The organism is Kribbella qitaiheensis (assembly GCF_014217565.1).
Classification (GTDB): Bacteria; Actinomycetota; Actinomycetes; order Propionibacteriales; family Kribbellaceae; genus Kribbella; species Kribbella qitaiheensis_A.
Window position 1 is genome coordinate 4396486 of record NZ_CP043661.1, and the last position, 25065, is coordinate 4421550.

A 25065-nucleotide genomic window follows, 5' to 3' on the forward strand; every position below is an offset into this window, starting at 1 on the left:
GCGAGGACCCACGCCTCCCCTAGGATCGGGCGCGATGCGCACGATAGTCGATGGCCTCCGCGAAATGGTCCAGCTGATCACCGATGCCTTCCGGCTCTGGTGGCGCAACCTGCTGCCCTTGGTGACCTGGTTCCTGGCCGGATACATCGGCTTCATGGCGTCCATCGACGCGGCCGTCTGGCTGGCCGAGCACGGCCACTCGAGTCTCGGCGTCGGTGTCTTCTCCGCCGGCGTGCTGTTCCAGATCGCCGCGACCGTGGGCATGATCCGGACCTGCGCGACCTCGCTCTACCGCTGGCGCGATGCCGCCAGCAACAAAGCCGAAGAGACCTCGGACCCGACCCAGCAAGGCTTGATGGAGTTGCTGGCCCTCACCCTGTTGCCGCTGGTCGCGGTCTGGTCGGCCTGGGGCTTCCTCGACGAACGCATCGGCACGCTCGGTGTCTACAACCAGATCATCCGCGGCACCCAGCCCGGCTCCCAGTTCTTCCAGCTCGGTGACGGGCACTGGAAGGGGTACCTGCCGGCCATCGTGACCCTGCTGGTCCTCCGCCGCGTCATCGAAGCGGTGGACGACCGCTGGCCGAGCCGGCCCGGTCAAGTTCGCCCAGGTCTGGGCCGAGGCGTTCTTCCTGCTGCTGACGGTGGTCGTCATCCCGTGGGCCGTGGACGACTTCAAGGACTGGTTCAAGGTCCGGTCCTTCTGGTACTTCTCGGTCGACTGGTGGGGCGGTGTCAAGGACTGGTTCGCCGGTATCCACGTGCCGATCCCGGCCGGCATCGAATTCCTCTGGGGAACCTTCTGGGAAACCCTCTGGCCGCTGTTCAAACTGGGCGTCGGCGAGCCTCTGACCTGGCTGGCCATCACCACCGTCGTCTTCGGGCACCGCGTTCTCTCCAGCGGCGGCGTCTTCCGCGGCACCCGGCTGGAGCGCCGGCTGGGCGGACGTACCGAGGACGCCAAGCCCGCGAACCGCATCGTCGCCTGGACCAATCAGGCGCCGAACCTGGTGCTGGGCGGGATCCGGGAGAAGTTCTACCCGACCCTGAACGCCTTCCGGCTGCTGGTCCGGGTCGGTCCCGTGTTCCTCGGTGTCGTCTGCTTCGTCTACACCCTGTGGAAACTGGGCCGGGACTGGATGCTGGTCGGGCTGCAGCACCTGATCGGCGTCCACGGTTCGCACTGGGGAATGATGAACACCGATATCGCCGGCTGGATCCGGGACGCCACCTTCGACACCTTCCAGATCGCCTTGCTGGCGGCGGCTTTCGACCTCTGCATCTCGGTCGGAGCGGAACGTAAGGCCGAGGCGGACGCGAAGAAGGCCGAGCAGGACGCCGAGGCGGCTCAGCCGGTCGAAGCCTGACCCCTCACCAGGTCAGCAGGATCCGTCGCAGTACGTCGGAATCCGCGTCCTCCACCTGGATGCCGATCAGGTGCGGTACCGCGGACGCCGGTACGACGTACACCTGGGCGATCTGGCCGGTCTGGTTCCGCTCGATCGGCCGGTCGTCGTCGCCGCAGTAGGTGGCCAGGTCCAGGCCGAAGACGCTGGTGTCCTCCCAGACGTTGCCGCGATCGTCGCGAAGCTTCGCCTCACAGGTGAAACCGTCGTCCATCTTCAGCCCATCGAGCGGCGTCACCGACACCTTCACCAAGATGATGACCGAGCCGGCCGGATGGTCGAACTCGATCTCCTTCTTCTCCTTGTCGATCAGCCTGGTGTAAGGCTGCAGGGAGTCGAGCTGCCAACGGATCTTGCCGATCTCGACCGGTCCGTGGCCGTCCACCTCGGTGACGGCACCTTCCCTGAAGACACGCTCCGCGTCGCCCAGATAGTTATGCACGGTCAGGTAGGCGCTGAGCCCGGTGAGCGTGACCAGCAACGAGATCTGCGCGGTCCACCGGAACGCCCGGGCGGAGATATTCATGACGCGACCCTGGTGCTGCGCTTGGGCAGAACGTACTGGTCGGCGGCCTTCTCTGTCAGTTGCTTGGCGACGGCGTCACTAGGGATGGCCAGATCGACGGCGATGTCCCGGACCGGTACTCCGGTGAAGAACTCGATGGTGCGGAGCTTCATCGTCAGACCTTTGACATCGGAGGTGTTCACCTCGAAAAGGAGGGCGCCCGACTCGGCGAACCCCGGCTGCGGGAAGTAGATGGCACTCGAAGCGCCCTGCGCCACCGGCTCGTAGACGGTGCCACCGGCCGCGGTCAGCGTGACGTCGTTGCTGCCGGGGTCGTCGGTGCCACGGACGGCGTCGTACTCGATCGCGACGAAGACCCCATCGGTCTGAACCGGCTTGTCGTCGTCCTCGTGCTCGAGGAACGTCTTGACGAACCGCATCCGGGTCACCGTCACGCTGGCGTCGCCGAAGGGGATCTTCTCGCCGATGGTGCCGTGGACGGTCACCCGGGGCCGGGTCGTCGTAGACCTGGTCGACATCGATCAGCCGGGCCAGTCCGCCGAGCAGGACGAACAGGATGCCGACGAGCACGGTGGCGGGACGGTAGAGCTTCACTTCTTCTCCGTCCTGGTCGTCGCTGGGATGCGGATGACGGCGTCCGCTACCTCGTTGTGCCAGTAGGGCTTGTTGGACAATCCCAGCAACGCGCTGTCCGCTTCGAACCGCTCACCCAGTACGCCGATCTCGACCACCGTCGCCTTGAAGTCGTTCGGCACCTTGAACTCCGCCGTACAGGTCAGCGCGGGGAGTCCGTAGACAAGCTTGTAGTTCAGCTGCCCACGGCAGCTGGCGCCGTCGGACTTGATGGGATCGCTGCCGTCCTCGGGCACCAGCTTGAGCAGATCGCCGGACAGCGACTGACTCGTCTTCTTCTCGCTGTCGACGTTCTTCAGGTCGAAGGTGATCACCAGCCGGGACTTGGCCGGGTCGTACGTCGTCTTCGGGGAGCGGATGATCTCCGCCGAGGTGAAGCCGTACTCGTATCGCCCGGAGGTCAGCGTGACCGGTGCCTCGAGCGTGTCGACCTTGCGGCCCTTCTTCTCTTTCCAGCCGCCGGTGACGAAGATGACCGCCGCCAGGACGAGGATCGCAGCGATCACGATCAGCCACTTGCGGCGGTGCCGATGGATCACCCGATCGGCGATCATGGCGTCGATGACGTCGTCCAGACTTTCCACGGCCATGATCCTAAGGGGCGGTGGGTGCGACGTACCGGGTCTCGTACCCGAGACGGTCAGGGGCGATCCGGCCAGAAGCCACTGAGTGCCGTGAGCGCTTTCGAAGCCCCCTGGGTGCGTGGGGGGACATGGACAGGAGTCCGAAAAGACGCCCTGACCCGAGTTTCGGGCGGCTGGTGGCAGGTTCTGCTTCGGTCGACGGGTAGGATGGAGCTGTTGAAGTAGCCGCCGGTACTGGTAACACAGTACGGCGGCTTGCACTGTGAATCGATGCCCCGCGTAGCCGGGGTCCGAGGAGGACAACAGCCGGTGACCGACGAGCCGACCGAGATCGACGAAACAACGTCCGCAGACATCACCGGCATCGAAGAAGCACCTCTCGGTGAGATTCAGTCCAGCGTCGTCGAGAAGGAATACGACGCCAGCGCGATCCAGGTCCTCGAAGGCCTCGACGCGGTCCGTAAGCGGCCGGGTATGTACATCGGGTCGACCGGTGAGCGCGGTCTGCACCACCTCGTCTACGAGGTCGTCGACAACGCGGTGGACGAGGCACTCGCCGGGTACTGCGACAAGATTCTGATCACCTTGCTGTCCGACGGCGGTGTTCGCGTCGTCGACAACGGCCGTGGCATCCCGGTCGACATCGTCGAGTCCGAGGGTAAGCCGGCCGTCACCGTCGTGCTGACCGTGCTGCACGCCGGCGGAAAGTTCGGCGGCGGCGGGTACAAGGTCTCCGGAGGCCTGCACGGTGTCGGTGTCTCGGTGGTGAACGCGCTGTCCGGCCGGCTCCAGGTGGACGTCCGCAAGAACGCGAAGATCTACACCCAGTCCTTCACCGTCGGCGTCCCCGATGCCGACCTGGCCGAGGTGGGCACGTCGGACTCCGACGGCACCACGATCACCTTCTGGCCGAGCGCCGACGTCTTCGAGACGACGGTCTACTCATTCGAGACGCTCTCGACCCGGCTGCGTGAGTACGCGTTCCTGAACAAGGGCCTTGAGTTGGTGATCCGCGACGAGCGTCCGGACCACACCCCCGACGGCGAGCCGGTCGAGCAGTCGTTCAGGTACGAGGACGGCCTGGTCGACTACGTGAAGTACCTGACCGGCATCCGCGAGACGGTGCACCGTGACGTGATCGCGTTCGAGGCGGCCCAGGGCGACGACAGCCTGAGCCTCGAGGTGGCGATGCAGTGGAGCGGTTCGTTCCAGGAATCCGTGCACACCTTCGCGAACACGATCAACACCCACGAGGGCGGCACCCACGAAGAGGGGTTCCGCGCCGCGCTGACGACGCTGGTCAACTCGTTCGGCGAGGACCAGGGCATGATCAAGAAGAAAGAGGACAGGCTCACCGGTGACGACATCCGGGAAGGCCTGACCGCGATCATCTCGGTCAAGCTCGGCAACCCGCAGTTCGAGGGCCAGACGAAGACCAAGCTCGGCAACACCGAGGTGAAGGGTTTCGTCCAGCGGGTCGTCAATGACCGGCTCGGCGCCTGGTTCGAGCAGAACCCGGCCGAGGGTCGCGAGATCATCCGTAAGGCCACCGCGGCCGCGAGTGCCCGGATCGCCGCCCGCAAGGCGCGTGACCTGGCCCGCAACCGCAAGGGCCTGCTCGGTGGCGGCGGTCTGCCGGGCAAGCTGTCCGACTGCCAGTCGACGAACCCCGAGGAGTGCGAGGTCTACATCGTCGAGGGTGACTCGGCCGGTGGCTCCGCCAAGGGTGGTCGCGACCCGAAGTACCAGGCGATCCTGCCGATCCGGGGCAAGATCCTGAACGTCGAGAAGGCGCGGATCGACCGGGTCCTGCAGAACAACGAAGTACTGGCGATCATCTCGGCACTCGGCACCGGCATCCACGAGGACTTCGACGAAGAGAAGCTGCGGTACCACAAGATCGTGCTGATGGCCGACGCGGACGTCGACGGTCAGCACATCCGTACGCTGCTGCTCACCCTGCTGTTCCGGTTCATGCGGCCGCTGATCGAGCGCGGTCACGTGTACGCCGCGCAGCCGCCGCTGTACAAGATCCGCTGGAGCAACCAGACGCCCGAGCTCGCCTACACCGAGCGGGAGAAGGACGGCCTGCTCGAGGCCGGCTTCGAGGCCGGCAAGAAGCTGCCGAAGGACAACGCGATCCAGCGCTACAAGGGTCTGGGCGAGATGAACGCGCAGGAACTGTGGGAGACCACGATGGACCCGGCCAACCGGGTCCTGCTGCAGATCACCCTGGACGACGCGGCCCGGGCCGACGAGACCTTCGCGACCCTGATGGGTGACGACATCGAGGCCCGTCGGAACTTCATCCAGCGCAACGCCAAGGACGTCCGGTTCCTTGACATCTGAGGGGCGCGGCCCCGCCTTCGCGGGGCTGCTGCCACTCCAGCGCCGACCTCACCGACGTACGACGTCTGACACGAACGGGACGAGCATCAGATGACCGAGACCCCAGTTTCTCCAGGACACGACCGGATCGAGCCGCTCGATCTGCAGACGGAGATGCAGCAGTCGTATCTCGACTACGCGATGGCCGTCATCGTCGGCCGCGCGTTGCCCGAGGTGCGCGACGGACTGAAGCCTGTGCACCGTCGCATCCTCTATGCGATGTACGACGGCGGCTACCGGCCGGACCGCGGCTTCTCCAAGTGTTCGCGCATCGTCGGTGACGTGATGGGTCAGTACCACCCCCACGGTGACTCGGCGATCTACGACACCCTGGTCCGGCTCGCGCAGCCGTGGGTGATGCGCGCGCCGATGATCCAGGGACAGGGAAACTTCGGCTCGCCGGGTAACGACCCGGCCGCCGCGATGCGGTACACCGAGTGCCGGCTGGCCCCGCTGGCGATGGAGATGGTGCGCGACATCGACCAGGACACGGTCGACTTCCGCCCCAACTACGACGGCCGCTCGCAGGAGCCGGTGATCCTGCCCAGCCGCTTCCCGAACCTGCTGGTGAACGGCTCGGCCGGTATCGCGGTCGGCATGGCGACGCAGATCCCGCCGCACAACCTGCGCGAGGTCGCGGCCGCGGCGCAGTGGGCCCTGGAGCACCCGGACGCCACCCAGGAAGAAGTGCTGGCGGCGTGCATGGAGAACATCAAGGGCCCGGACTTCCCGAACGGCGCGCTGATCGTCGGCTACAAGGGCATCGACGACGCCTACCGGACCGGCCGTGGCTCGGTCACCATGCGTGCGGTGGTGGACATCGAGGAGGACGCCAAGGGGCGGACCAGCCTCGTCGTCACCCAACTGCCGTACATGGTCAACCCGGACAACCTGGCGCAGAAGATCGCCGAACTGGTGAACACGGGCAAGATGACCGGCATCGCCGACATCCGGGACGACACCTCGTCGCGGACCGGCCAGCGCCTGGTGATCGTGCTGAAGCGCGACGCCCAGCCCCGCGTAGTACTGAACAACCTCTACAAGCACACGCAGTTGCAGGACACCTTCGGCTGCAACATGCTCGCGCTGGTCGACGGCGTACCGCGCACGCTCAGCCTGGACCTGTTCATCACGCACTGGATCGACCACCAGATCGAGGTCATCCAGCGGCGGACCCGCTACCGCCTCCGCGAGGCCGAGAAGCAGGCCCACATCTACCGCGGCCTGGTGAAGGCGCTCGACGCGCTGGACGAGGTCATCGCGCTGATCCGGCGCAGCCCGGACGTCGAGGAGGCCCGTACCGGCCTGATCTCCCTGCTGGAGATCGACGAGGTCCAGGCGCAGGCGATCCTGGACATGCAGCTGCGCCGGCTGGCCGCCCTGGAGCGGCAGAAGATCATCGACCGGCTGCTCGAGCTCGAGGCCGTCATCGCCGACCTCGAGGACATCCTGGCCGACCCGGTCCGGCAGCGGACCATCGTCCGCGACGAGCTGGCCGAGATCGTCGAGCGGTACGGCGACGAGCGGCGTACGGAGATCATCGCGGCCGACGGCGACCTGTCCGTCCAGGACCTGGTGCCGGACGAGGACGTCGTCGTCACCATCAGCCGCGGCGGCTACGCCAAGCGCACCAAGACCGACCTCTACCGCACCCAGAACCGCGGCGGTAAGGGCGTCCGTGGCGCGGCGTTGCGGGCCGAGGACGAGATCGGTCACTTCTTCGCCACCACGAACCACCACTGGATGCTGTTCTTCACCACCAAGGGCCGGGTGTACCGGGCCAAGGTCTGGCAGCTGCCGGAGTCCGCGCGTGATGCAAAGGGTTCGCACGTGGCCGGTCTGCTCTCGTTCCAGCCGGACGAGGAGATCGCCCAGGTCCTGACGCTGCGCGACTACGAGCAGTCGCCGTACCTGTTGCTGGCCACCAAGCGTGGACTGGTGAAGAAGACGGCGCTGACCGACTACGACTCGGCCCGGCAGAGCGGCATCATCGCGGTGAACTTCCGCGAGGACGACGACGAGCTGATCGGCGCCGAGCTGGCCTCCGCCGAGGACGACCTGATGCTGGTCTCCAAGAAGGGTCAGTCGATCCGCTTCACCGCGAACGACGAGCAGCTTCGCCCGATGGGCCGGGCCACCTCCGGCGTGACCGGGATGAAGTTCCGCGGCGGCGACGAGTTGCTGTCGATGGCCGTCATCCGGGCCGGCTCGGAGGAGGACGCGCAGTACGTCTTCACCGTCACCGACGCGGGCTACGCCAAGCGGACCGCGGTCGCGCAGTACCGGCAGCAGGGCCGTGGCGGCCTCGGCATCAAGGCGGTCAAGTTGAACGACGAGCGTGGCTCGCTGGTCGGTGCGCTGATCGTCGTGGACGCCGACCAGGTGCTCGCTATCAAGAACAGCGGTCAGGTCGTCCGCAGCCGGGTGGACAGCGTTCCGGTCAAGGGCCGCGACACGATGGGTGTGAAGTTCGCCGGAGTCGGGGAGTCTGATGCTGTGGTCGCCATCACCCGTAACACCGACCTCACGGTGAGTGAGGAAGAGCTCGAAGCTGTCGAAGGCACCGAAGAGGGTGTCCAGGATGTGGATGGTTCGCCAACCGAAACAGCCCCCGAGAGCGTCCAGAATGATGACCAGCATTCGACGGACATCGAGGGCGCGGCTACCGTCGAAGACGACGAAGCCGGCCAGGAGGGCACCTGATGACCAACCGCGCGAGGCCGACATGGCCTGACGGGGCGGCTGACAGCTCCAAGTCCCAGACGCCGCCGGGTCGTACCGGCCAGGGCGCCAATGGGAAGGGCCAGCCGACTCCACCGGCCACACCGACCTCCAACGGTCGTACGCCCTCCGGCAACGGCCAGCGGCCCGGTACACCGGCCCAGCCGCAGCGTCCTGCCCAGCCCTTGAACCAGTCGGGGACCGCGGCCAAGCCGGTGCAGCGCCCACCTCAGCAACCGCCGGTCCGCCCGCCTTCGGGCCCGTCCTCGGCCGGCACCCAGGCCGGTACTGCGAGTCCGGTGGCGCCTGTACGGCCGCCGCTGAGCCCGAGTACGCCGGGACGCCCTGAGCCACGCCCCCCGCTGGGTGAGCCGGTTCGGAGCGGCCGGCCCGCGACGCCGGCGTACGGGCAGACCGGCAAGATCGCGACACCGTCGGCTCCGGCCGAGACCTTCGGGGACAAGGTGAACGCGGCGAAGCAGGCTGTGCTCGACAAGGCGGCCGCGGTCAAGGACGCCGCTACGCAGGGCGCCGATCGGATCGGCTCCGACAACAAGACAGAAGCGGCGGCCAAGACCTCCAGCCGGCCGCAGACCCGGAAGGCGCGGCTGCGGCTGTCCAGGGTGGATCCGTGGTCGGTGATGAAGACGGCGTTCCTGCTCTCGATCGCCTTCGGTATCGTCACCTGGGTCGCGGTGTTCATCGTCTGGTCGGCGATCGGCGCGGCCGGCGTCTTCGACAACATCAACAACACGGTCTCGGAGGTGCTCGGTACGCCCTCGGCCGAGCCGTTCCGGATCGAGGACTACGTGAACACCGGCAAGGTGATGGGATTCACCACCCTGCTGGCCTGTGCGGACGTGCTCATCATCACCGCGCTGGCGACCCTCGGATCGTTCCTCTACAACATCGCGGCCACCCTGCTGGGCGGTCTCGAAGTGACGTTGGCCTCCGAGGACTGAGCCTGTCAGCCGCTTCCGGTCGGGTGCTTTGACGGCCCGGCCGGAACCGGTTTGGGAGACAGGCCGTCAGTGCGGTAATCTCTCTCCGGTTCGTCCCCGCAATTGCGGGCCTATAGCTCAGTTGGTTAGAGCGCTGCCCTGATAAGGCAGAGGTCACAGGTTCAAATCCTGTTAGGCCCACCCCAGATCGAAACCGATCCAAGGAGTCCCCGGTGCTGAAGAAGGTTCTGCTGGTTCTGCTGGCCAGCGTCGGTGGATACTTCGTGTACAAGAAGACTCAGCAGTCCCGCGCCGAGCAGGACCTCTGGGCCGAGGCCGTCGACCCGGTCACACCCGGGCACTGATCCCCACGGGGGCGTAGCTCAACTGGCAGAGCACTGCCTTTGCAAGGCAGGGGTTAGGGGTTCGAGTCCCCTCGTCTCCACCCCACAGACAAGCCGGTTCCACCAGGGGCCGGCTTTCTGCTTGTACTGCGAAGTGCACCCACGCACCCTCTGTCACGCATGCCATTGACCTTGGAGGGCGGGCGGTCGAGGGTTTGGTTGTTCGGGGTGCCCTTGCGGACGAAGGAGGCTGTTGTGCGGGCTACGCGCGTCATTGCGAATCTGTCGGTTCCTGATATCGGCGAAGCTCGTGACTTCTATGTCGGGTATCTCGGGCTCAGTGACGAGGGGATCAAGATGGACTGGGTTTCCAGATTCCAGTCGCCCGATGGCGGGGCGGTCGTTCAACTCGTCACCCGCGACGCCACCGCTCCGCAGGATTCGGTGATCTCGGTCGCTGTCGGCGACGACGTGGAGGAGGCGTACGAGGAGGCGATGAGACGCGGCTTCGAGATCGTCTATCCGTTCACCGCCGAACCGTGTGGCATGCGGAGGTTCTTCGTACGCGCTCCTGACGGCAACCTGATCAACATCAACAGTCATAAGGACGACTAGAGCCGGGTACGCCGTACGCGAACTCGGCGCGATCGAGATTGTCTGAGCGCTGGTCTAGCGTGCCGGTCCATGAGTTCTGAAGACTGGCAGGCAGATACCCGGATCTCCTACGACACCGTCGCCGGGAGCTATGCCGAGATGGTGCGTGGGCTGTTGGACGAGACGCCGTACGAGCGGGCGGCGCTGGAGTTGTTCGCCCGCCAGGTTGGTGGTGGGGTGGTTGCTGATGTGGGGTGTGGACCGGGGCGGATCACGGGGTATCTGCGCGGGCTGGGAGTAGACGCGTTCGGGATCGATCTGTCGCCGGCGATGATCGACATCGCTCGGCGGGAGTTTCCCGGCGTACGGTTCGAGGTCGGGTCGATGACCGAGCTTGAAGTTGCTGACGCCTCGTTGAGCGGGTTGGTCGCGTGGTACTCGCTGATTCATGTTCCTGATGAGGAGATCGGTGCGGTGCTGGCGCATCTCAGGCGCGTACTGCGGCCGGGGAGTCCGTTGTTGCTGGGGTTCCACGTCGGTGATGAGACGCAGTTGAAGACGCAGGGGTACGGCGGGCATGCGATGAAGGTCTACGTGCATCTGCGGCAGCCGGAGCAGTTGGCTGCGTGGCTCGAAGAGGCCGGATTCACGGTCGAGATGCAGATGACGCTCAGCTCGGCCGAGAGCCGGCGCGGCGCCATTCTCTTCGCGCGCTGAACGGCCTCTTCGCGCGCTGATCAGGAAGGGACGCAGGTCACAGTTGGGCGTCCTCACATCGTGGTGGGCCGTTTCGTCGGAGGGGTTGTAGACAACGAAAATCGGCTGAGGAGTTCACCATGGACGCACGTTTGAACCTTTACGAAACCCCGTCCGCAGGCAAGGCGCTGAAGCATCTCGTCTCTGCCGGCCGGGCGGCGCTGGAGACGTCGCTCCCCCTTGCCACGCAGGAGTTGGTGCGGCTCCGCGCGAGTCAGATCAACGGGTGCGGCTACTGCACCGACATGCACACCAAGGATGCCGCCGCTGCCGGTGAGACCGCGCAGCGCCTCCACCTGGTGGCAGCCTGGCGGGAAGCCACGGTCTTCACCGAGGCGGAGCGCGCCGCCTTGGAACTGGCGGAGCAGGGCACCCGCCTCGCCGATGCCTCAGGCGGCGTAACGGACGAGGCCTGGGCGAACGCGGCCAAGCACTACGACGAGGAGCAGCTCGCCACGCTGGTGTCGGTGATCGCCCTCATCAACGCCTTCAACCGGATGAACGTCATCATCCAGCAGCCCGCCGGCGACTACCAGCCCGGCCAGTTCGGCTGATCGAGGGATTGGTTGCCGGGCCACGAAGGTTGTTGCTGGGTGCATCTATATGGCGTGACGGTTCGGGTACGGATTGTCACGAGGTACGCATTGTTTGTTTGCGGGTGCGTGCAGATGTCCGGAGTGGCCTAGCGGGCAGTGGAGTCGACGGCTGATCGTCTGTTGAGGAAGCGACATCGGGCGATCACTGACGACGTGTCGACGCGGGGACCTAGTGCCGCGCGTCGACCGGTCGACTACGGAGGATCCGGACACGTGCCCGAGACCTATCGCGGCATCCCGCACCTACTGGACACCTGGCTCGTTCTGATCGCGATGACGCTGCCGGTCGCCATCTCGTCGGCCCAGCGGCTGGGCGGCGTGGTGCCGCGGCTGGCGTCGCTGCTGATGCCGGCGTCGTTCGCGCTGATCCTGGCGGCGACGCTGAGCCTGACCGCGCACCGGCTGACCGGCGTCGGTGTCTGCGGGACGCACCTGACGACGACCGGTGGGCTGACCTCGATGCAGGGCCTGCTGAATGTGCTGCTGTTCGTCCCGCGGCCGGGATGCCGACGCTTGCCAGCGGACGCCCTGCCGACGGGATCGCGGCCGGGATCGGGTTGTCCGCTGCCGTCGAGGCGATGCAGGCGCTGATCCCGCTGGGACGGTCCTGTCAGTTGCACGATCTGATCGCGAACACGCTGGGCGCCTTCGCGGGCGTCGGGCTGGCGGCAGCGGTCCAGGTGGCGACCCGGACCAGGACACTGATCAGCCCCGCGTACGTCGTGGAGCACGGCGCGGTACTCGTATCCCGCAGCCGGGGCCCGGCCCGGCACCGACGGGGCGAATTCGTCGCCCGGTCCGCCCGGCCGATGCTGGCGAGAGCCGGCCGGCTGCACCCAGTCGCCAGGCTCCGCTGAGAGGCGGCTACGCCATGCTCGCAACTCCTCCGTCGGCAGCTCGCAAGGGCTGTCGTCGGCGGGTGGTCTAGCGGAAGTGCTCGGTGGTGGTCGGGCAGGTGGCGTTGGCCTGCGAGCGGGTGGGTCGGCAGGCGTCGCGAGCAGGCGTCGGGAGCTAGCTCGCCAGCGGCCGGTCGGCAGGACGGCGTCGAGAACGTCTGGGTGAACAGTTGAGGGCGGGGTGGGAAATGCGCGCATAGTTTTCCACAGGGTGTGGATGAACCGGGGGATGACGGACCAGCGGGGTGCAGATATCCACAGGTCAGGGGCGGACTTCGAGGCCTAGGGAGGTGGTGATGACGATCGCCTGGGTGAGGTCGACGATCGTGCCTTTGAGCTCGACTGTGAGCGGGTCGAGGGTCGCCAGGTCCGAGCCGCGCAGGTCGCAGCCGGAGAAATCGGCTCGTTGCATCGAGGCTCCGGAGAGGTCGAGATCCCGCAGCACGGACTTGGCGGCGCGCAGGCCGGACAGGTCGGCTTCGCGCAGCTTCACCCCGGACAGCTCGGCCCCGCGGAGGTCCGCACCGGGGAGACCGACGAAGGACCAGTCGCCGCCGGTCACCTTCATCAGGCTGTAGGTGCAGTCGTCGAACACGCTGCCCATCAACTTGCAGCGGGTGAAGGTGGTGTCGAAGAAGGAGCAGCGGACGAAGGTGCAGTTCACGAACGCCGCGTCGGTATGGGTGGAGGCGTTGAACCGGACGCCGCGGAAGGTGCACTCGTCGAACACCCCACCGGAGTTGCTGATCTCGGTCAGGTCCGAGTCGATCAACAGCACCCGGCGGTAGGTCTGCCCGGACGGATCGGCGTCGTCCCAGTCCCGGACGGTGGATTCTGTCGCGGGCCTCTGACGCCCGTGGTTGCGGTCGGCCACAGCACTCCCTCTCGATTCGAACTCCCCTGCATTGTGACGACCTCGACAGACAATATTCAGCCAGTCGTCGAACAAGGCAGGCAGGATTGAAGGGTGACCGGATCAGAACGGGTGATGGTTTTCGGCGCCGGCGGCTTCCTCGGCGGCCGGATCTGCGCGCTGCTGGCCGAGCGCGGGATCGAGCATCGCGGTTTCACCAGGAGCAGTGGCGACCGCTGCCGGCAGTTCGACCTGGCCGTCGATCACAACTACGCCCTCGATACCCAGATCGGGATGTACAAGCCGACCGCGATCATCAACGCGGCCGGCGCGACCCAGGGCGATATCTCGGCCCTGACCAGGGGAAACGTGGTTGCGGTCCAGGCACTGCTCGAGTCGGCGCGGCACCACGCCACCAACGCCCGCTTCGTCCAGATCGGTTCGGCGGCCGAGTACGGCGGGGCGCCGCAGGGGACGAGTCAGGACGAGGACGCGGAGCTCCGGCCGGGAGCGGCGTACGGGATCACCAAGCTCGCAGGTTCGGAGCTCGTACTGCGCGCGCAGCGGAACGGGGCCGACGCCGTCGTTCTGCGCTCGTTCAACATCAGCGGGCCGGGTTCGCCTGCCAGCACGCTCCTCGGCCGGGTGGTACGCCAACTGGGGACGACTGACGCGCTGCAGCTCGGGTCGCTCGAGGCGTGGCGGGACTATGTCGACGTACGGGATGTGGCCGAGGCCGCGGTGGCAGTGGCGACCGTGGCGGACAGGCTGCCGCCAGTGCTCAACGTGGGTTCGGGCCGGGCGGTACTGGCCCGGGAGGCGGTCAACCGGCTGGTCGAGCTGAGCGGGACGGCCACGAAGGTCGTCGAAGGCGTCGCACACGCGGGTCACGCCGGCTCGGCGGCGGAAGACGTCCCGTGGCAGCAGGCCGACACCACCCTGATCCAGAAGCACCTCGGCTGGTCGGCGGCGATCAGCCTCGACCAGTCCCTGAAGGACACCTGGGCAGCCCGGGGTTGAATGGCCGGGTGGAGATCCGCTCAGCCTGCCAACCCGCGCCGGATCGGCTGTCGTCGTCCGTCAACGAGGATCTGGTCCTGACCGGACAGGACTTCGTGGTCGTGCTCGACGGGGCGACGGCGCCGCCTCAGCTCGATTCGGGCTGCCGGCACGACGTCCCGTGGCTGGTCGAGCGGCTTGGCACGCACTTGGTCCTGCCCCTGCTGGCGAGGTCGACGACGCCACTGGCGGACCTGCTGGCTGACGCGATCGCGGCGGTCTGTGCGGAGCACGCGGGCACCTGCGATCTGACCAATGCGGACAGCCCGTCCTCGACGGTGTCGATGCTGCGCGTCGGACCGGATCAGGTCGAGCACCTGGTGCTGGCCGATTCGCCGATCGTGCTGCGGTCCCCGGAGCGCCAGGTGACGGTGCTGGCGGACAACCGGGTCGACCTGCTGCCGGAGTACACATTCGATGCAGTACGGCGGCTACGGAATCAGCCTGGTGGGTTCTGGGTGGCGAGCACGGCGCCCAAGGCGGCGTACGAAGCAGTGGCCGGTACTACGGACCGCGCGGTGGTTGAGGTGGCCGCGGTGCTGACCGATGGCGCATCCCGGTACGCCGAGCGGTATGGGCACAGCTGGGACGAGTTGGTCGACGTGCTTGCCGCGGATGGACCGCAGGGGTTGATCGATCGGGTTCGCGAGTACGACGCGGTGGCGGTGGCGGGGAGCTTTCGGGGGAAGCGGCATGACGACGCGACCGCTGTGCTCTGCCGGCTGAGCTGACCTCTCGATCTCGGTTGAAATCTGCGGCTATTGGCCTGTGGACAACCCCGGCACGCTCCGGTGCTGCGATAACTTGTGGAGTAAGGGGACTGGGGAGGTGGGGAACAAGTGAGTCAGTACCAAGGGCCGTACTCCGGCCCGCCGTCGCAGTCGCCGTACCCGGGACCGCCGGCGGGTCCACCGGCGCAATACCCGCGTCCTCAGGACGGCCAGCACTTCGGGCCTCAGGGGCAGTACCCCGGACCGCAGGCGGGGCAATACCCGGGAGCGCCTAATCCGGGCGGCTATCCGATCGTGCAGACGGGGCCGAAGTACCGGTCGTTGCGGCGGACCGCGCAGGCGAGCGTCGTCCTGATGGGGCTGACCTCGGTGGCCGCCGTGATCCAGTCGATCCTGCTGTGGAAGTCGTACTCGGGCGTCAAGCGCTTCATCTACCTCCAGGTGTCCGAGGACGAGTACCAGCGTGGTGCGGAGCGGATCGCGCACACCGGACCGCTGCTGGACCTGACCAACTACCTTCTCCTCGGCACCGGGATCGCGTTCGTCATCTGGCTCTGGCAGGCCCGGGAGAACACCGAGGTGATCAGGCCAGGCTTCACGGCGAGCTACCAGGGCGGTTACAACTCGCACAGTGGTGCGCACAGGCACGCGCAGGGCTGGACCGTCGGCGGCTGGCTCTGCCCGATCGTCCAGTTCTGGTATCCCCTGCAGGTCGTCCAGGATGTCGTCACCGCCAGCGAGCCGCCGAACGAGCCGGGTGCCGCGAGGCAGGCCCGGCCGCTGCTCTTCAGTTGGTGGGCGTCCTGGACCGCGTTCTGGGTGATCCTGGTCGGCGGCGGCGGATTCGCCGGCGTCAGCTTCATCGTCTGGCTGGTCCGGCTGGTCGACAGCGCGGATGCCGCCGAGGCGACCGGCGACTACGTCGACATCTACGACCTGCAGACCTTCATGGTCCGGGTCGCGCTCGGGGTCGACATCGGATTCACCGTCGCCACGGTCTTCCTGATCGTGGCTGCCGTCACGAGTTCGCTGCTGCTGTTCCGGGTGACAGGCTGGCAGCAGGCACAGGCCGACGCCCTCACGCCGCCCGCGCCGTCAGGCCCCACCGGTCAGCAGCCGCCGGGCTATGCCCCGCCCGGGCAGCCGCAGTACGGATCTCGGCCGTTGCTGGGTTCCACCGGTCAGCCAGGACAGCAGTCGTTTCCGTCCTACGGAAACCCGCAGGAGCAGTTCGGAGACTACAAACCGCGCTCCGACTGACCTGGGCAGAAACTGCGGACGGTGACGCTTGGGCAGAAAGCGACCGCGGTGATCAGGGTCCGGCCGTACACGAATCTCACGGCCACGATCCAGCGGTGGAACGGCAGCGCGTGGGTCACCCACAGCAGTGTGCCGGTTCGGTCCGGCGATGGGACCTACTCGTACACGCCGACAGCCCGCGGGACTCAGACCTTCCGGTACCTGGTGCCGAGTTCGACCTACAGCGGCCTCAAGATCGACTGGATCGCGACCGCTGGTTTCACCCTGACTGTGCGCTGAGCTGGAGCGCGGCTTCGGCGGCGGGGAGGGCGAGCGCCCGATCCGCCGCGGACAGGCCGAGCCGGGTACGCCGATCGAGCAGGTCGTCCGTCGTCAGCGCTCCTTCATGCCGTACTGCGAACTGGAACTCCGCGTGCGTCGTGGCCAACCCAGGTGCAACGGGCTCCAGCAGCGAGGGGTCGCCGGCGATTACGGCGGTCGCCTCGACGCCGTAGCGGTGGACGAAGCGCGCCGGGGCTCGTACGGCGGCGAGCGTGACCCGATCGGCGGCACCGACGAGCGGGATCCGATGGGTCAGACACGGCCGCCGGGCCGTCAGCCGGGTGCTGCCGGCCAGCCCGGCGTCGAGCGCGTCCTGAGCCATTCGCCGGTACGTCGTGAGCTTGCCGCCCACGATCGTGACGAGCCCGTCCGTACCCGTGATCACCGCATGCCGCCGGGAGATGTCCGCGGTCTTGTGTTCACCCCGGTGATGTCCCAGGTCCAGCAGTGGACGCAGCCCGGCGTACGTGCCGAGTAGATCGGATCTGGTCAGCGGCACCTGGACGGCCGAACTGATCGTGTTCAGGAGGAAGTCGATCTCGGCGTCGGTCGCCACCGGCACGTCGCTGACCGGGCCCGGCGCCTCCTCGTCGGTCAGTCCGACGTAGACCCGCCCGTCCGGCGCGGGAATCGCCATCACCACGCGGCGCAACTCCCCCGGCACCGGCACAGTCAGCACCGCGGACAGACCACCGAAGGCGGACTGCGGCAGCACCAGGTGGGCGCCGCGACTCGGCCGGAGTTTGATGCCGGAGGCAACTTGATCCGCCCAGATCCCGGTCGCGTTGATCACCAGCGAGGCATCGACGTCGATCCGCCGCCCCGACAGTTGGTCGACCACCACGGCGCCGCGTCCGGTCACCTCTTCAGCCGCGCAGCGGGTCAGCACACGAGCGCCGTACTGCGCGGCGGTGCGCGCGATCGCGACGACCAGCCGCGCATCGTCGTACAGCTGCCCGTCCCAGGTGAGGAAGCCGCCGCGTAAGCCGTGCGGGCGCAAGGTCGGCGCGTAGCGGAGGATCTCGGCCGAACTGACCCGGCGCGAGTGTGGCAGGTAGTCGTCGCTCGTGTGCGCGAAGGTGCGCAGCACATCACCGCCGAGGAAGGCCCCGCGGAGCATCGCCGCCTGCATGAACCTTGCCTGCGGCAACCATGGCGCGACCTGCGGAATCGGATGAACCAGATGCGGAGCTGTCGTCTTCATCAAGATCCCGCGCTCGACCGCGCTCTCGTAAGCGATGCCGACATGCCCGGAAGCCAGGTACCGCAAGCCGCCGTGGACGAGCTTCGAACTCCAGCGACTGGTCCCGAAGGCCAGATCGTGCTTCTCCACCAGGGCGACGGTCAACCCGCGAGCAGCCGCGTCGAGGGCAACACCGACACCCGTCACGCCGCCACCGATGACCAGCACGTCGACCTGGCCGGTGGTGTCCAGCCAGTCGAGCTCGCGGGTCCGCCGGGCCGCGTTCAGGCTGGCATTGCCGACCGAGATCATGGCTCCAGATACCTCGTCAGCATCGCCCGCAGCTCCTCGTCGAGCTTCGGGTACTCAGCTGCTTCGGCGAGCACCGGACCGGACACGGCCGATGCCAGCGACACCAGGATGATCTGCCGCGACAGCCAGTCGGAATCGCCGGCCCGGATCGAACCGTCCTCCTGACCGGCCCGGATGCCGGCCTCGACCAGCGCGAGGTGGGCGACCGTACTGCTGCCACGCCGCTCCAGCAGGTACGGCGTGAGGAACTCAGGGTCGAGCTCGATGATCTTGCGCATCAACGGATGGGTCCGGGTCTTCGCGACCACCTCGACCACGCCCTCGACCAGCCGGGCGCGGCCGTCCACCGCGTCGGGCTGGAACGCCGACATCAGCGCCGTGGTCCACTCCCGCGTCATCAGCGCGGCCACCACCGCCTGCACGTTCGGCCAGCGCCGGTACAGCGTCGCGCGGGACACCTCGGCATGCCGGGCGATGTCCGCCATCGTCATCCGCCGCATCCCGATCGCCAGCAGCAGTTCGTACGCCGCGTCCAGGATCCGCTCCTCGCCGATCGCGTTCGCGGGAGCGGGCCGGGTCGAACCGGTGGGTTCCGGGGTGCTGGATCCATTGTCGGTATCGCTGATACGCTGAGACATCACACGTCAGAGTGTATCAGCGACTCTGGCGTCCGGGAATGGTCTCGCGGGAGCCGGAGTCAGGGGTCTTGTTCCCGCGAGACGCTACCTCCCAAGCCGACCGATGGGGAGTATGTGATGACCGAGTCCGACCTGCCGGTGGCGCAACTCACGCCCGGCCGCTGGGGCGACCCCGCCCGGACAGTCGCTCTTCCGGCCGCCGCGCTCGAAGCGCTCAAGCACCTGGGCGTATGCCGGCCTGCCGATCCCGCCGATCCCGCCGACCGCCCGGGTCTTGCCGGCGAGGCGATGGAACTCCTGGAGAAGCTCCTCGGCGCCGAGCACGTGAAGACGGACCTGGAGACCCGCTGGGGCCACACCCGCGGCTACTCGACCCCTGACCTACTGCGACACCGTGCCGGCGACACGACCGATATGCCTGCGGCTGTGGTCTACCCAGGCTCACATGACGACGTACAGGCTCTCCTGACGGTTTGTTCGGAGCGTCGCCTCGTTGTGGTCCCGTATGCCGGTGGCACTTCGGTCGTCGGCGGTCTCGCGCCACAAGGAACGGCTTTCATCGCCGTCGACCTTCGCAGACTCGACCGGCTGGTGGAGATCGACGAGATCTCCCGGACGGCGACGATCGAGGCCGGCGTCCGCGGTACGGCCGCCGAGGCGTTGCTCGCCGACCGCGGCTACACCCTCGGTCATTTCCCACAGTCCTACGAAGGCGCCAGCATCGGCGGCTATGCGGCGACGCGGTCGAGCGGCCAGTCGTCGGCCGGCTACGGGCGCTTCGACCAGATGGTCGTCGGTCTGACGATGGCGACCCCGCGCGGCACGATCCGGCTCGGCCGCGCGCCGATGTCCGCGGCCGGCCCGGATCTGCGTCAGCTCATGCTCGGATCCGAAGGCACCCTTGGCATCATCACCTCGGTCGTGCTGAGGATCCGCCCACGTCCGGTCGAGCGGTCCTTCGAGGGCTGGCGGTTCGAGTCTTTCGATCAGGGCCTCGCCGCGATCCGCCGGCTCGCGCAGGACGGTCCGCTGCCGACCGTACTGCGGTTGTCCGACGAGGCGGAAACGGCCATCAACCTCGCCGATCCCAACGTCCTCGGCGGCGGCTCCGGCGGCGTGCTGGCGATCGTCGGTTTCGAGGGCGAGCACACCGCAGTACGCCGTACTGAGGTGGCGGACGTTCTTGCCGCGGCCGGTGGCGAGGCGCTCGGCGAAGGGCCGGGTGAGACCTGGCGGGAAGGCCGCTACCGCGCGCCGTACCTGCGTGATCCCTTGCTCGACGAGGGCGCGCTGGTCGAGACGCTGGAGACCGCCGGCTTCTGGTCAGCCCTTCCGGCCTTGAAGGCGCAGGTCACCGAAGCGCTGGTGACCGCGCTCACCGGGCAAGGCACGCCGCCGATCGTCCTCTGTCACGTCTCCCACGTCTACGAGACCGGCGCCTCGCTCTACTTCACCGTGCTCTGCGCACAGACCGACGACCCGATCGGCCAATGGCAGCAGGCAAAATCCGCCGCCAACACAGCGATCGCCGCCGCAGGCGCCACCATCACCCACCACCACGGCGTAGGCACCGACCACAGCACCGCGTACGCCGCCGAGGTCGGCCCGCTCGCCATTGAGGCGCTGCAGGCGGTCAAGCACGTGCTCGACCCCAACAGCATCCTCAACCCCGGCATCCTGATCTCACCGCAACGCGAGGACGGATCTCCTGCCTGACACCAGAAACCGGGTCAGCCGAGTAGCCGGGTGAGTTCGACTCGGGAGCGGACCTCCAGGCGGGCGAAGATGTTGCGGAGGTGGTGTTCGACGGTTCGGTGGCTGATGAACAGCTGGGCGGCGGCCGACACCGCAGGAGGTGGGCCTCGTCGGCCAGTGACGGGGCCGGGGTGGACCTCTGTCCACAGTGGTATCAACAGCTGTTGATAAGTTGCGTAAAGCAGTCGAACTATTGCGGAAAGTTAACTCCTTCCTTAAGGTGTGGCGCATCTTGCCCCTCGGCCGGTGAACGCGTCGCGTTCGCCGGTCCTCCGCCCCGAGGAAGGTGCAGTTCAGATGGCTATGCCTCGTTTGGCCGCATTCCTGGCGGTCGCAACCGGTACGGCGCTCGCCGGAACCGGTCTGTCAGCCGCCGCACTCCAGTCCCCAGCCCTGTCCCCACCGCTGGCCGCTCCGGCGCTTCAGGCCGTCGGCGCCTCGCTGCCGTTCACCATCATCGAGGCGGAGAACTCCGCCACCAACGGCAGCAAGATCGGCCCGAGCTACGCGCAGGGCACCCTCGCCGCCGAGGCCTCGAATCGGCAGGCGGTCACACTCAACGGCGGCCAGTACGTCGAGTTCACCGCGCCCGCCACGACCAACGCGATCAACGTCGCGTACTCCGTTCCGGATGGCCGGACCGGCACCCTGTCGGTCTACGTGAACGGCCAGAAGCTCTCGCAGTCCCTAGCGGTGACGGCGAAATACAGCTATGTCGACACCGGCTGGATCGTCGGCTCACGAACGCACAAGCTCTACGACCATGCCCGCCTGCAACTCGGCCAGACGGTCAACGCGGGCGCGAAGATCAAGCTGCAGGTGGACGGCGAGAACACCGCCGGGCCGTACACGATCGACGACGTCGAGTTCGAGAATGTGGCCGGTGCGGCCGGCCAGCCTGGTGGCTCGATCTCGATCACCGACCGCGGTGCGGACCCGAACGGCAACAACGACTCGACCGGCGCGATCCAGAGCGCGATCGACGGTGCCCGCGGTTCTGGTGGAACCGTGTGGATCCCGTCCGGCCGGTTCAAGGTCGGCGGCACGATCAATCCGGACGGCGTCACGATCCGCGGCGCCGGGCGCTGGTACTCGACCCTGCTGAGCAGTCACCTGATCGACCGCCCGAACGGCGGCGGCAGCGTGAAGCTCTACGACTTCGCGGTGATCGGCGAGGTGACCGAGCGGCACGACGAGTCCCCCGACAACTTCGTCAACGGCAGCCTCGGCCCGAACTCGATCGTCTCCGGTCTGTGGCTGCAGCACCTCAAGGTCGGGATGTGGCTGACCGGCAACAACGACAACCTGGTGGTCGAGAACAACCGGTTCTACGACATGACCGCGGACGGCCTGAACCTGAACGGCACCGCGTACAACGTGCAGGTGCGGAACAACTTCCTCCGCAACCAGGGCGACGACGCCCTCGCGATGTGGTCACTGCACGCGGCCAACCGGAACAGCACCTTCGCCAACAACACGATCGTGCAGCCGAACCTGGCCAACGGCATCGCGATCTACGGCGGCACCGACCTGACCGTGCGGGACAACCTGGTGGCCGACACGAACGCGCTCGGTGGCGGCATCGCGATCTCGAACCAGTCGTTCGGTTCGCCGTTCTACCCGCTCGCGGGCACCATCACGGTCTCCGGCAACACCTTGCTCCGGACCGGCGCGATGAACCCGAACTGGGGCCAGAACCACCCGCACGGTGCGATCCGGGTGGATGCGTACGACACCGCGATCAACGCGTCGGTCCGGTTCACCAACAACCGGTTGGTGGCCAGCCCCTGGTCGGCGTACCAGTTCGTCGACGACGGCGGCGCCGGGCGCGCAGTACAGAACGTGACTGTGGACGGTGGCTCGATCGAGGGTGCGGGCACCTTCGCCTTCCAGGCCGAGACGACCGGCTCCGCGTCGATCAGCAACGTCGCCGCGAGTGGCGTCGGCCGGGCCGGCGTCTACAACTGCGCCTACCCGGGCGGCACGTTCGCCCTGAATCGCGGCAGCGGCAACAGCGGTTGGGATTCCACCTGGAGCGGCTGCAACTGGGTCGAGCCGGGCAGCGGTGGTGGTAGCGATCCCAACCCGCCGGCGGGGAACCTCGCGGCCGGACGACCGGCGACGGCGACCAGCTCAGTGCAGTCGTACGTCGCGGGGAACACCGTTGACGGGAATGCCAACAGCTACTGGGAGAGCGCCAACAACTCGTGGCCCCAGTCGCTCACCGTCGACCTCGGCAGCAGCCAGAGCGTCAAGCGACTGGTGCTGAAACTTCCCCGAGTTCGGCCTGGGGCGCGCGGACGCAGACCATCGCCGTACTGGGTAGCACCGACGGGTCGTCGTACAGCCAGTTGGCGGGAGCCGCGGGGCGCAACTTCGATCCGGGCTCCGGCAACACCGCCACGATCACGCTCCCGGCCGCGGTGAACACGCGGTACGTCCGGCTCACCTTCACCGGCAACACAGGCTGGCCCGCGGGTCAGCTCTCGGAGTACGAGGTCTACAGCTCCTGATCCCCGATCGGAACGGCCGGGCCGCTGCCCGGTCCGGCCGTTCCGCTCGGCGGCGACACCACGCGGAGGGAGTCCCCCCGACCGACCCCACCTCTGCTCTACTGAATCACCGGGGGTTCGCACGGGCGGGTGCGGACCTCCGGCCCGCGATCTGCCGGTAGCTCTTGACCTCTAGCTTGCTTGAGGTATGAGGGTTGTCGGCATGACTCCTCATTCTTCGACTCGTCCTGTTGCACTGATCACCGGCGCCTCTGCCGGGCTGGGGCTGGCGTTGGCCCATGGGCTGGCCGATCGCGGCTGGGCGTTGATCATCGACGCGCGCGGCGCGGATCTGCTGAAAGACGCCGCCGACGCGTTGGCCGACCGGACCGACGTGGTTCCGCTCGCCGGTGACGTGACCGATGCCGAACACCGGGCCGACCTGGTCGACGCCGTCGGCGAACTCGGCCGGCTCGACCTGCTGGTGAACAACGCGAGCTACCTCGGGCCCAGTCCGTTGCAGCCGTTGGCGGCGGCGGATCTCGACCAGCTTCGCCGCGTCTACGAGGTCGACGTGATCGCGCCGGTCGCGTTGACCCAGGCATTGATCCCGGAGCTGACCAGAGCTGCCGGCACCGTCATCAACATCAGCTCCGACGCCGCTGTGGAGGCGTACGAGGGCTGGGGCGGCTACGGCTCGGCCAAGGCGGCGCTGGATCACGCGAGTCGCGTGCTGGCCGCCGAGCACCTCGACATCGTCGTGTACGCGGTGGATCCAGGCGACCTCCGTACTGCGATGCACCAGGCCGCGTTCCCAGGCGAAGACATCTCGGACCGGCCCGAGCCGGCGACCGTAGTACCGGCCTTCCTGCAGTTGCTCGATTCCCGGCCGGCGAGCGGGCGGTACCGGGCAGCGGAGTTCGCGCCGGCGGTGGCCTCGTGAAAGTTCATCCACGGACGCGATTCACCTTGCCGGACGCGCTGAACGCGGCCGAACCGCCCGAGGCGCGCGGCCTGGCGAGGGACCAGGTGAAGCTGCTGGTCGCGGAGGGGGCGGCCATCACGCACACGCGCTTCGACCGGCTCGGCGATCACTTGCGGGCCGGAGATCTCTTGCTGGTCAACACCTCCGGCACGTTGCCGGCAGCCGTCGACGGCACCTGGATCACCGGCTCAGGTGTTGCTCCGGTGACCGTGCATTTCTCCACGGCGCTCGACGACGGCACCTGGGTGGTGGAGCTGCGGAACGGCGATTCGCCCTTGTTCGGTGGGGCTTCCGGCGATCGCGTCGAGCTTCCGGAGGGTGTGCTCACTCTGCTGGCGCCGTACGAGGTCGACCAGAACCGCCTGTGGCGAGCGCGACCACCTGCCCCGGACGTGGTCGGCTACCTCGGTCGGCACGGGCGGCCGATCACCTACAAGTACGTCGGAAAGCGCTGGCCGCTCGCGCTCTATCAGACCGTGTTCGCCCGCGAGCCGGGAAGCGCGGAGATGCCCAGCGCAGCAAGGCCGTTCAGCTTCGAGTTGGTGAGTCACCTCGCCGCGGCCGGCGTACTGATCGCGCCGATCCTCTTGCACTGCGGCGTTTCCTCGCAGGAGAGTCACGAGCCGCCGCTGCCCGAGCGGTACGACGTACCGGAGCACACCGCTCGCCTGGTGAACTGGGTAAAGGCGAACGGCGGTCGCGTGATCGCTGTCGGAACCACGGCCGTGCGGGCGATCGAGTCGGCCGCCCGCACGGACGGCTCGGTCGCTGCTGCCAGTGGCTGGACCGACCTGGTGCTAGGCCCGGACCACCCGGCCCGGGTGGTCGACGGTCTCGTCACCGGCATGCACGCCCCGGAGGCGTCGCACCTGCTGTTGCTGGAGTCAGTTGTCGGTGGTGAGGTCGTCCAGCTCGCCTACGACGCCGCCCTCGAACGCAGCTACCTCTGGCACGAGTTCGGCGACGTCTCCCTGCTGCTTCGCGACCGGTAGCTCGGTGGGCGGCCCTTCGTTGCCGGGGCGGGCTCGTTTGTCCACCGCGCGCGGGCTCACCGCAGCCACCACCTGGCAACTGCTGGGGTCAGGGCACAG

General features: G+C 67.5%; 27 protein-coding genes, 2 tRNA genes and 1 pseudogene. 22 read left to right on the forward strand and 8 right to left on the reverse strand.

Going from position 1 to position 25065, the window contains the following annotated elements; genetic code table 11:
* Positions 1–19 precede the first annotated feature (19 nt).
* On the reverse strand, positions 20–508 hold the full coding sequence (locus F1D05_RS40535) for a hypothetical protein (protein WP_246485812.1): 489 nt from the start codon (positions 506–508) through the stop codon (positions 20–22).
* A gap of 136 nt (positions 509–644) precedes the next feature.
* Between F1D05_RS40535 and F1D05_RS40540 the strand changes: the two genes are divergently transcribed.
* On the forward strand, positions 645–1367 hold the full coding sequence (locus F1D05_RS40540) for a hypothetical protein (protein WP_246485813.1): 723 nt from the start codon (positions 645–647) through the stop codon (positions 1365–1367).
* A gap of 4 nt (positions 1368–1371) precedes the next feature.
* On the opposite strand, the gene F1D05_RS20725 is transcribed toward F1D05_RS40540, so the two are convergent.
* Positions 1372–1932, reverse strand: a complete 561-nt coding sequence (locus F1D05_RS20725; RefSeq protein WP_185441815.1) for a hypothetical protein — start codon at positions 1930–1932, stop codon at positions 1372–1374.
* Complete coding sequence (locus F1D05_RS20730) at positions 1929–2351, reverse strand: hypothetical protein (RefSeq protein WP_246485814.1); 423 nt, start codon at positions 2349–2351, stop codon at positions 1929–1931. The genes F1D05_RS20725 and F1D05_RS20730 overlap by 4 nt, the downstream gene beginning before the upstream one ends.
* Here F1D05_RS20730 and F1D05_RS40545 point away from each other — a divergent pair.
* The gene (locus F1D05_RS40545; protein ID WP_246485815.1) at positions 2338–2592 is read left to right on the forward strand and encodes a hypothetical protein; all 255 of its coding nucleotides are present in this window, start codon (positions 2338–2340) and stop codon (positions 2590–2592) included. The genes F1D05_RS20730 and F1D05_RS40545 overlap by 14 nt on opposite strands.
* Here the strand turns inward: F1D05_RS40545 and F1D05_RS20735 are convergent.
* Positions 2523–3155, reverse strand: coding sequence for a hypothetical protein (locus F1D05_RS20735; RefSeq protein WP_246485816.1), 633 nt, complete (start codon positions 3153–3155; stop codon positions 2523–2525). The genes F1D05_RS40545 and F1D05_RS20735 overlap by 70 nt on opposite strands.
* A gap of 264 nt (positions 3156–3419) precedes the next feature.
* Here F1D05_RS20735 and gyrB point away from each other — a divergent pair, with 264 nt between their 5' ends.
* The 11 genes from gyrB (at position 3420) to F1D05_RS20785 (ending at position 12346) form a co-directional block, all read left to right on the forward strand.
* Positions 3420–5498 carry a DNA topoisomerase (ATP-hydrolyzing) subunit B gene (gene gyrB, locus F1D05_RS20740; protein WP_428994969.1) on the forward strand — a complete coding sequence of 693 codons (2079 nt, stop codon included), beginning with the start codon at positions 3420–3422 and terminating at the stop codon, positions 5496–5498.
* Between the two features lie 90 nt (positions 5499–5588).
* A complete protein-coding gene (gyrA, locus tag F1D05_RS20745; protein ID WP_185441818.1) occupies positions 5589–8240 on the forward strand; it encodes a DNA gyrase subunit A in 2652 nt (883 codons plus the stop codon).
* Positions 8240–9220, forward strand: coding sequence for a DUF3566 domain-containing protein (locus tag F1D05_RS20750; RefSeq protein ID WP_185441819.1), 981 nt, complete (start codon positions 8240–8242; stop codon positions 9218–9220). Before gyrA ends, F1D05_RS20750 begins: the two co-directional genes overlap by 1 nt.
* Positions 9221–9326: 106 nt before the next feature.
* Positions 9327–9400 (forward strand) — tRNA-Ile (locus F1D05_RS20755).
* Between the two features lie 32 nt (positions 9401–9432).
* Positions 9433–9564 carry a DLW-39 family protein gene (locus tag F1D05_RS39405; protein ID WP_219732954.1) on the forward strand — a complete coding sequence of 44 codons (132 nt, stop codon included), beginning with the start codon at positions 9433–9435 and terminating at the stop codon, positions 9562–9564.
* A gap of 7 nt (positions 9565–9571) precedes the next feature.
* Positions 9572–9644, forward strand: a tRNA-Ala gene (locus F1D05_RS20760).
* Positions 9645–9798: 154 nt separating this feature from the next.
* Complete coding sequence (locus tag F1D05_RS20765) at positions 9799–10158, forward strand: VOC family protein (RefSeq protein ID WP_185441820.1); 360 nt, start codon at positions 9799–9801, stop codon at positions 10156–10158.
* A 69-nt stretch (positions 10159–10227) separates the two neighbouring features.
* On the forward strand, positions 10228–10854 hold the full coding sequence (locus tag F1D05_RS20770) for a class I SAM-dependent methyltransferase (RefSeq protein ID WP_185441821.1): 627 nt from the start codon (positions 10228–10230) through the stop codon (positions 10852–10854).
* Positions 10855–10973: 119 nt separating this feature from the next.
* Entirely contained in the window at positions 10974–11447 is a 474-nt protein-coding gene (locus F1D05_RS20775) for a carboxymuconolactone decarboxylase family protein (protein ID WP_185441822.1), read from the forward strand.
* Between the two features lie 255 nt (positions 11448–11702).
* Complete coding sequence (locus F1D05_RS20780; protein WP_185441823.1) at positions 11703–12080, forward strand: hypothetical protein; 378 nt, start codon at positions 11703–11705, stop codon at positions 12078–12080.
* Entirely contained in the window at positions 12068–12346 is a 279-nt protein-coding gene (locus F1D05_RS20785; RefSeq protein WP_219732955.1) for a VanZ family protein, read from the forward strand. The genes F1D05_RS20780 and F1D05_RS20785 overlap by 13 nt, the downstream gene beginning before the upstream one ends.
* 301 nt (positions 12347–12647) lie before the next feature.
* On the opposite strand, the gene F1D05_RS20790 is transcribed toward F1D05_RS20785, so the two are convergent.
* The gene (locus tag F1D05_RS20790; protein WP_185441825.1) at positions 12648–13259 is read right to left on the reverse strand and encodes a pentapeptide repeat-containing protein; all 612 of its coding nucleotides are present in this window, start codon (positions 13257–13259) and stop codon (positions 12648–12650) included.
* Positions 13260–13352: 93 nt separating this feature from the next.
* On the opposite strand from F1D05_RS20790, the gene F1D05_RS20795 reads away from it, so the two are divergent.
* The 4 genes from F1D05_RS20795 to F1D05_RS20810 all read left to right on the forward strand — a co-directional run bounded on the left by F1D05_RS20795 (position 13353) and on the right by F1D05_RS20810 (position 16567).
* Complete coding sequence (locus F1D05_RS20795) at positions 13353–14258, forward strand: NAD-dependent epimerase/dehydratase family protein (protein ID WP_246485817.1); 906 nt, start codon at positions 13353–13355, stop codon at positions 14256–14258.
* Between the two features lie 8 nt (positions 14259–14266).
* Entirely contained in the window at positions 14267–15028 is a 762-nt protein-coding gene (locus F1D05_RS20800; protein WP_185441826.1) for a protein phosphatase 2C domain-containing protein, read from the forward strand.
* Between the two features lie 108 nt (positions 15029–15136).
* Positions 15137–16288 carry a DUF4328 domain-containing protein gene (locus F1D05_RS20805; protein ID WP_185441827.1) on the forward strand — a complete coding sequence of 384 codons (1152 nt, stop codon included), beginning with the start codon at positions 15137–15139 and terminating at the stop codon, positions 16286–16288.
* 21 nt (positions 16289–16309) lie between these two features.
* Entirely contained in the window at positions 16310–16567 is a 258-nt protein-coding gene (locus F1D05_RS20810) for a hypothetical protein (protein WP_185441828.1), read from the forward strand.
* Here the strand turns inward: F1D05_RS20810 and F1D05_RS20815 are convergent.
* On the reverse strand, positions 16548–18104 hold the full coding sequence (locus tag F1D05_RS20815; protein ID WP_185441829.1) for a glycerol-3-phosphate dehydrogenase/oxidase: 1557 nt from the start codon (positions 18102–18104) through the stop codon (positions 16548–16550). The genes F1D05_RS20810 and F1D05_RS20815 overlap by 20 nt on opposite strands.
* Positions 18101–18742 carry a TetR/AcrR family transcriptional regulator gene (locus F1D05_RS20820; RefSeq protein WP_185449286.1) on the reverse strand — a complete coding sequence of 214 codons (642 nt, stop codon included), beginning with the start codon at positions 18740–18742 and terminating at the stop codon, positions 18101–18103. The genes F1D05_RS20815 and F1D05_RS20820 overlap by 4 nt, the downstream gene beginning before the upstream one ends.
* Before the next feature lie 117 nt (positions 18743–18859).
* Here F1D05_RS20820 and F1D05_RS20825 point away from each other — a divergent pair, with 117 nt between their 5' ends.
* Positions 18860–20458 (forward strand): FAD-binding oxidoreductase, encoded by a 1599-nt coding sequence (locus F1D05_RS20825; protein ID WP_185441830.1) that lies wholly within the window; start codon positions 18860–18862, stop codon positions 20456–20458.
* A gap of 14 nt (positions 20459–20472) precedes the next feature.
* Here the strand turns inward: F1D05_RS20825 and F1D05_RS20830 are convergent, their stop codons facing one another.
* Positions 20473–20589: a LuxR C-terminal-related transcriptional regulator gene (locus tag F1D05_RS20830; protein ID WP_185441831.1), complete on the reverse strand. Its 117-nt coding sequence runs from the start codon at positions 20587–20589 to the stop codon at positions 20473–20475.
* Positions 20590–20800: 211 nt separating this feature from the next.
* Between F1D05_RS20830 and F1D05_RS40550 the strand changes: the two are divergent.
* From F1D05_RS40550 to F1D05_RS20845, 4 genes and pseudogenes are all read left to right on the forward strand, one after another.
* Positions 20801–22720 (forward strand): annotated as a pseudogene (locus tag F1D05_RS40550) (glycosyl hydrolase family 28-related protein); the annotation flags it as partial.
* A complete protein-coding gene (locus tag F1D05_RS40555; RefSeq protein WP_343066493.1) occupies positions 22705–23010 on the forward strand; it encodes a discoidin domain-containing protein in 306 nt (101 codons plus the stop codon). The pseudogene F1D05_RS40550 and the gene F1D05_RS40555, both read left to right, overlap by 16 nt.
* A 202-nt stretch (positions 23011–23212) precedes the next feature.
* Positions 23213–23932 carry an SDR family NAD(P)-dependent oxidoreductase gene (locus F1D05_RS20840; RefSeq protein WP_185441832.1) on the forward strand — a complete coding sequence of 240 codons (720 nt, stop codon included), beginning with the start codon at positions 23213–23215 and terminating at the stop codon, positions 23930–23932.
* Positions 23929–24966, forward strand: coding sequence for an S-adenosylmethionine:tRNA ribosyltransferase-isomerase (locus F1D05_RS20845; RefSeq protein WP_185441833.1), 1038 nt, complete (start codon positions 23929–23931; stop codon positions 24964–24966). The genes F1D05_RS20840 and F1D05_RS20845 overlap by 4 nt, the downstream gene beginning before the upstream one ends.
* Positions 24967–25065: the final 99 nt, after the last annotated feature.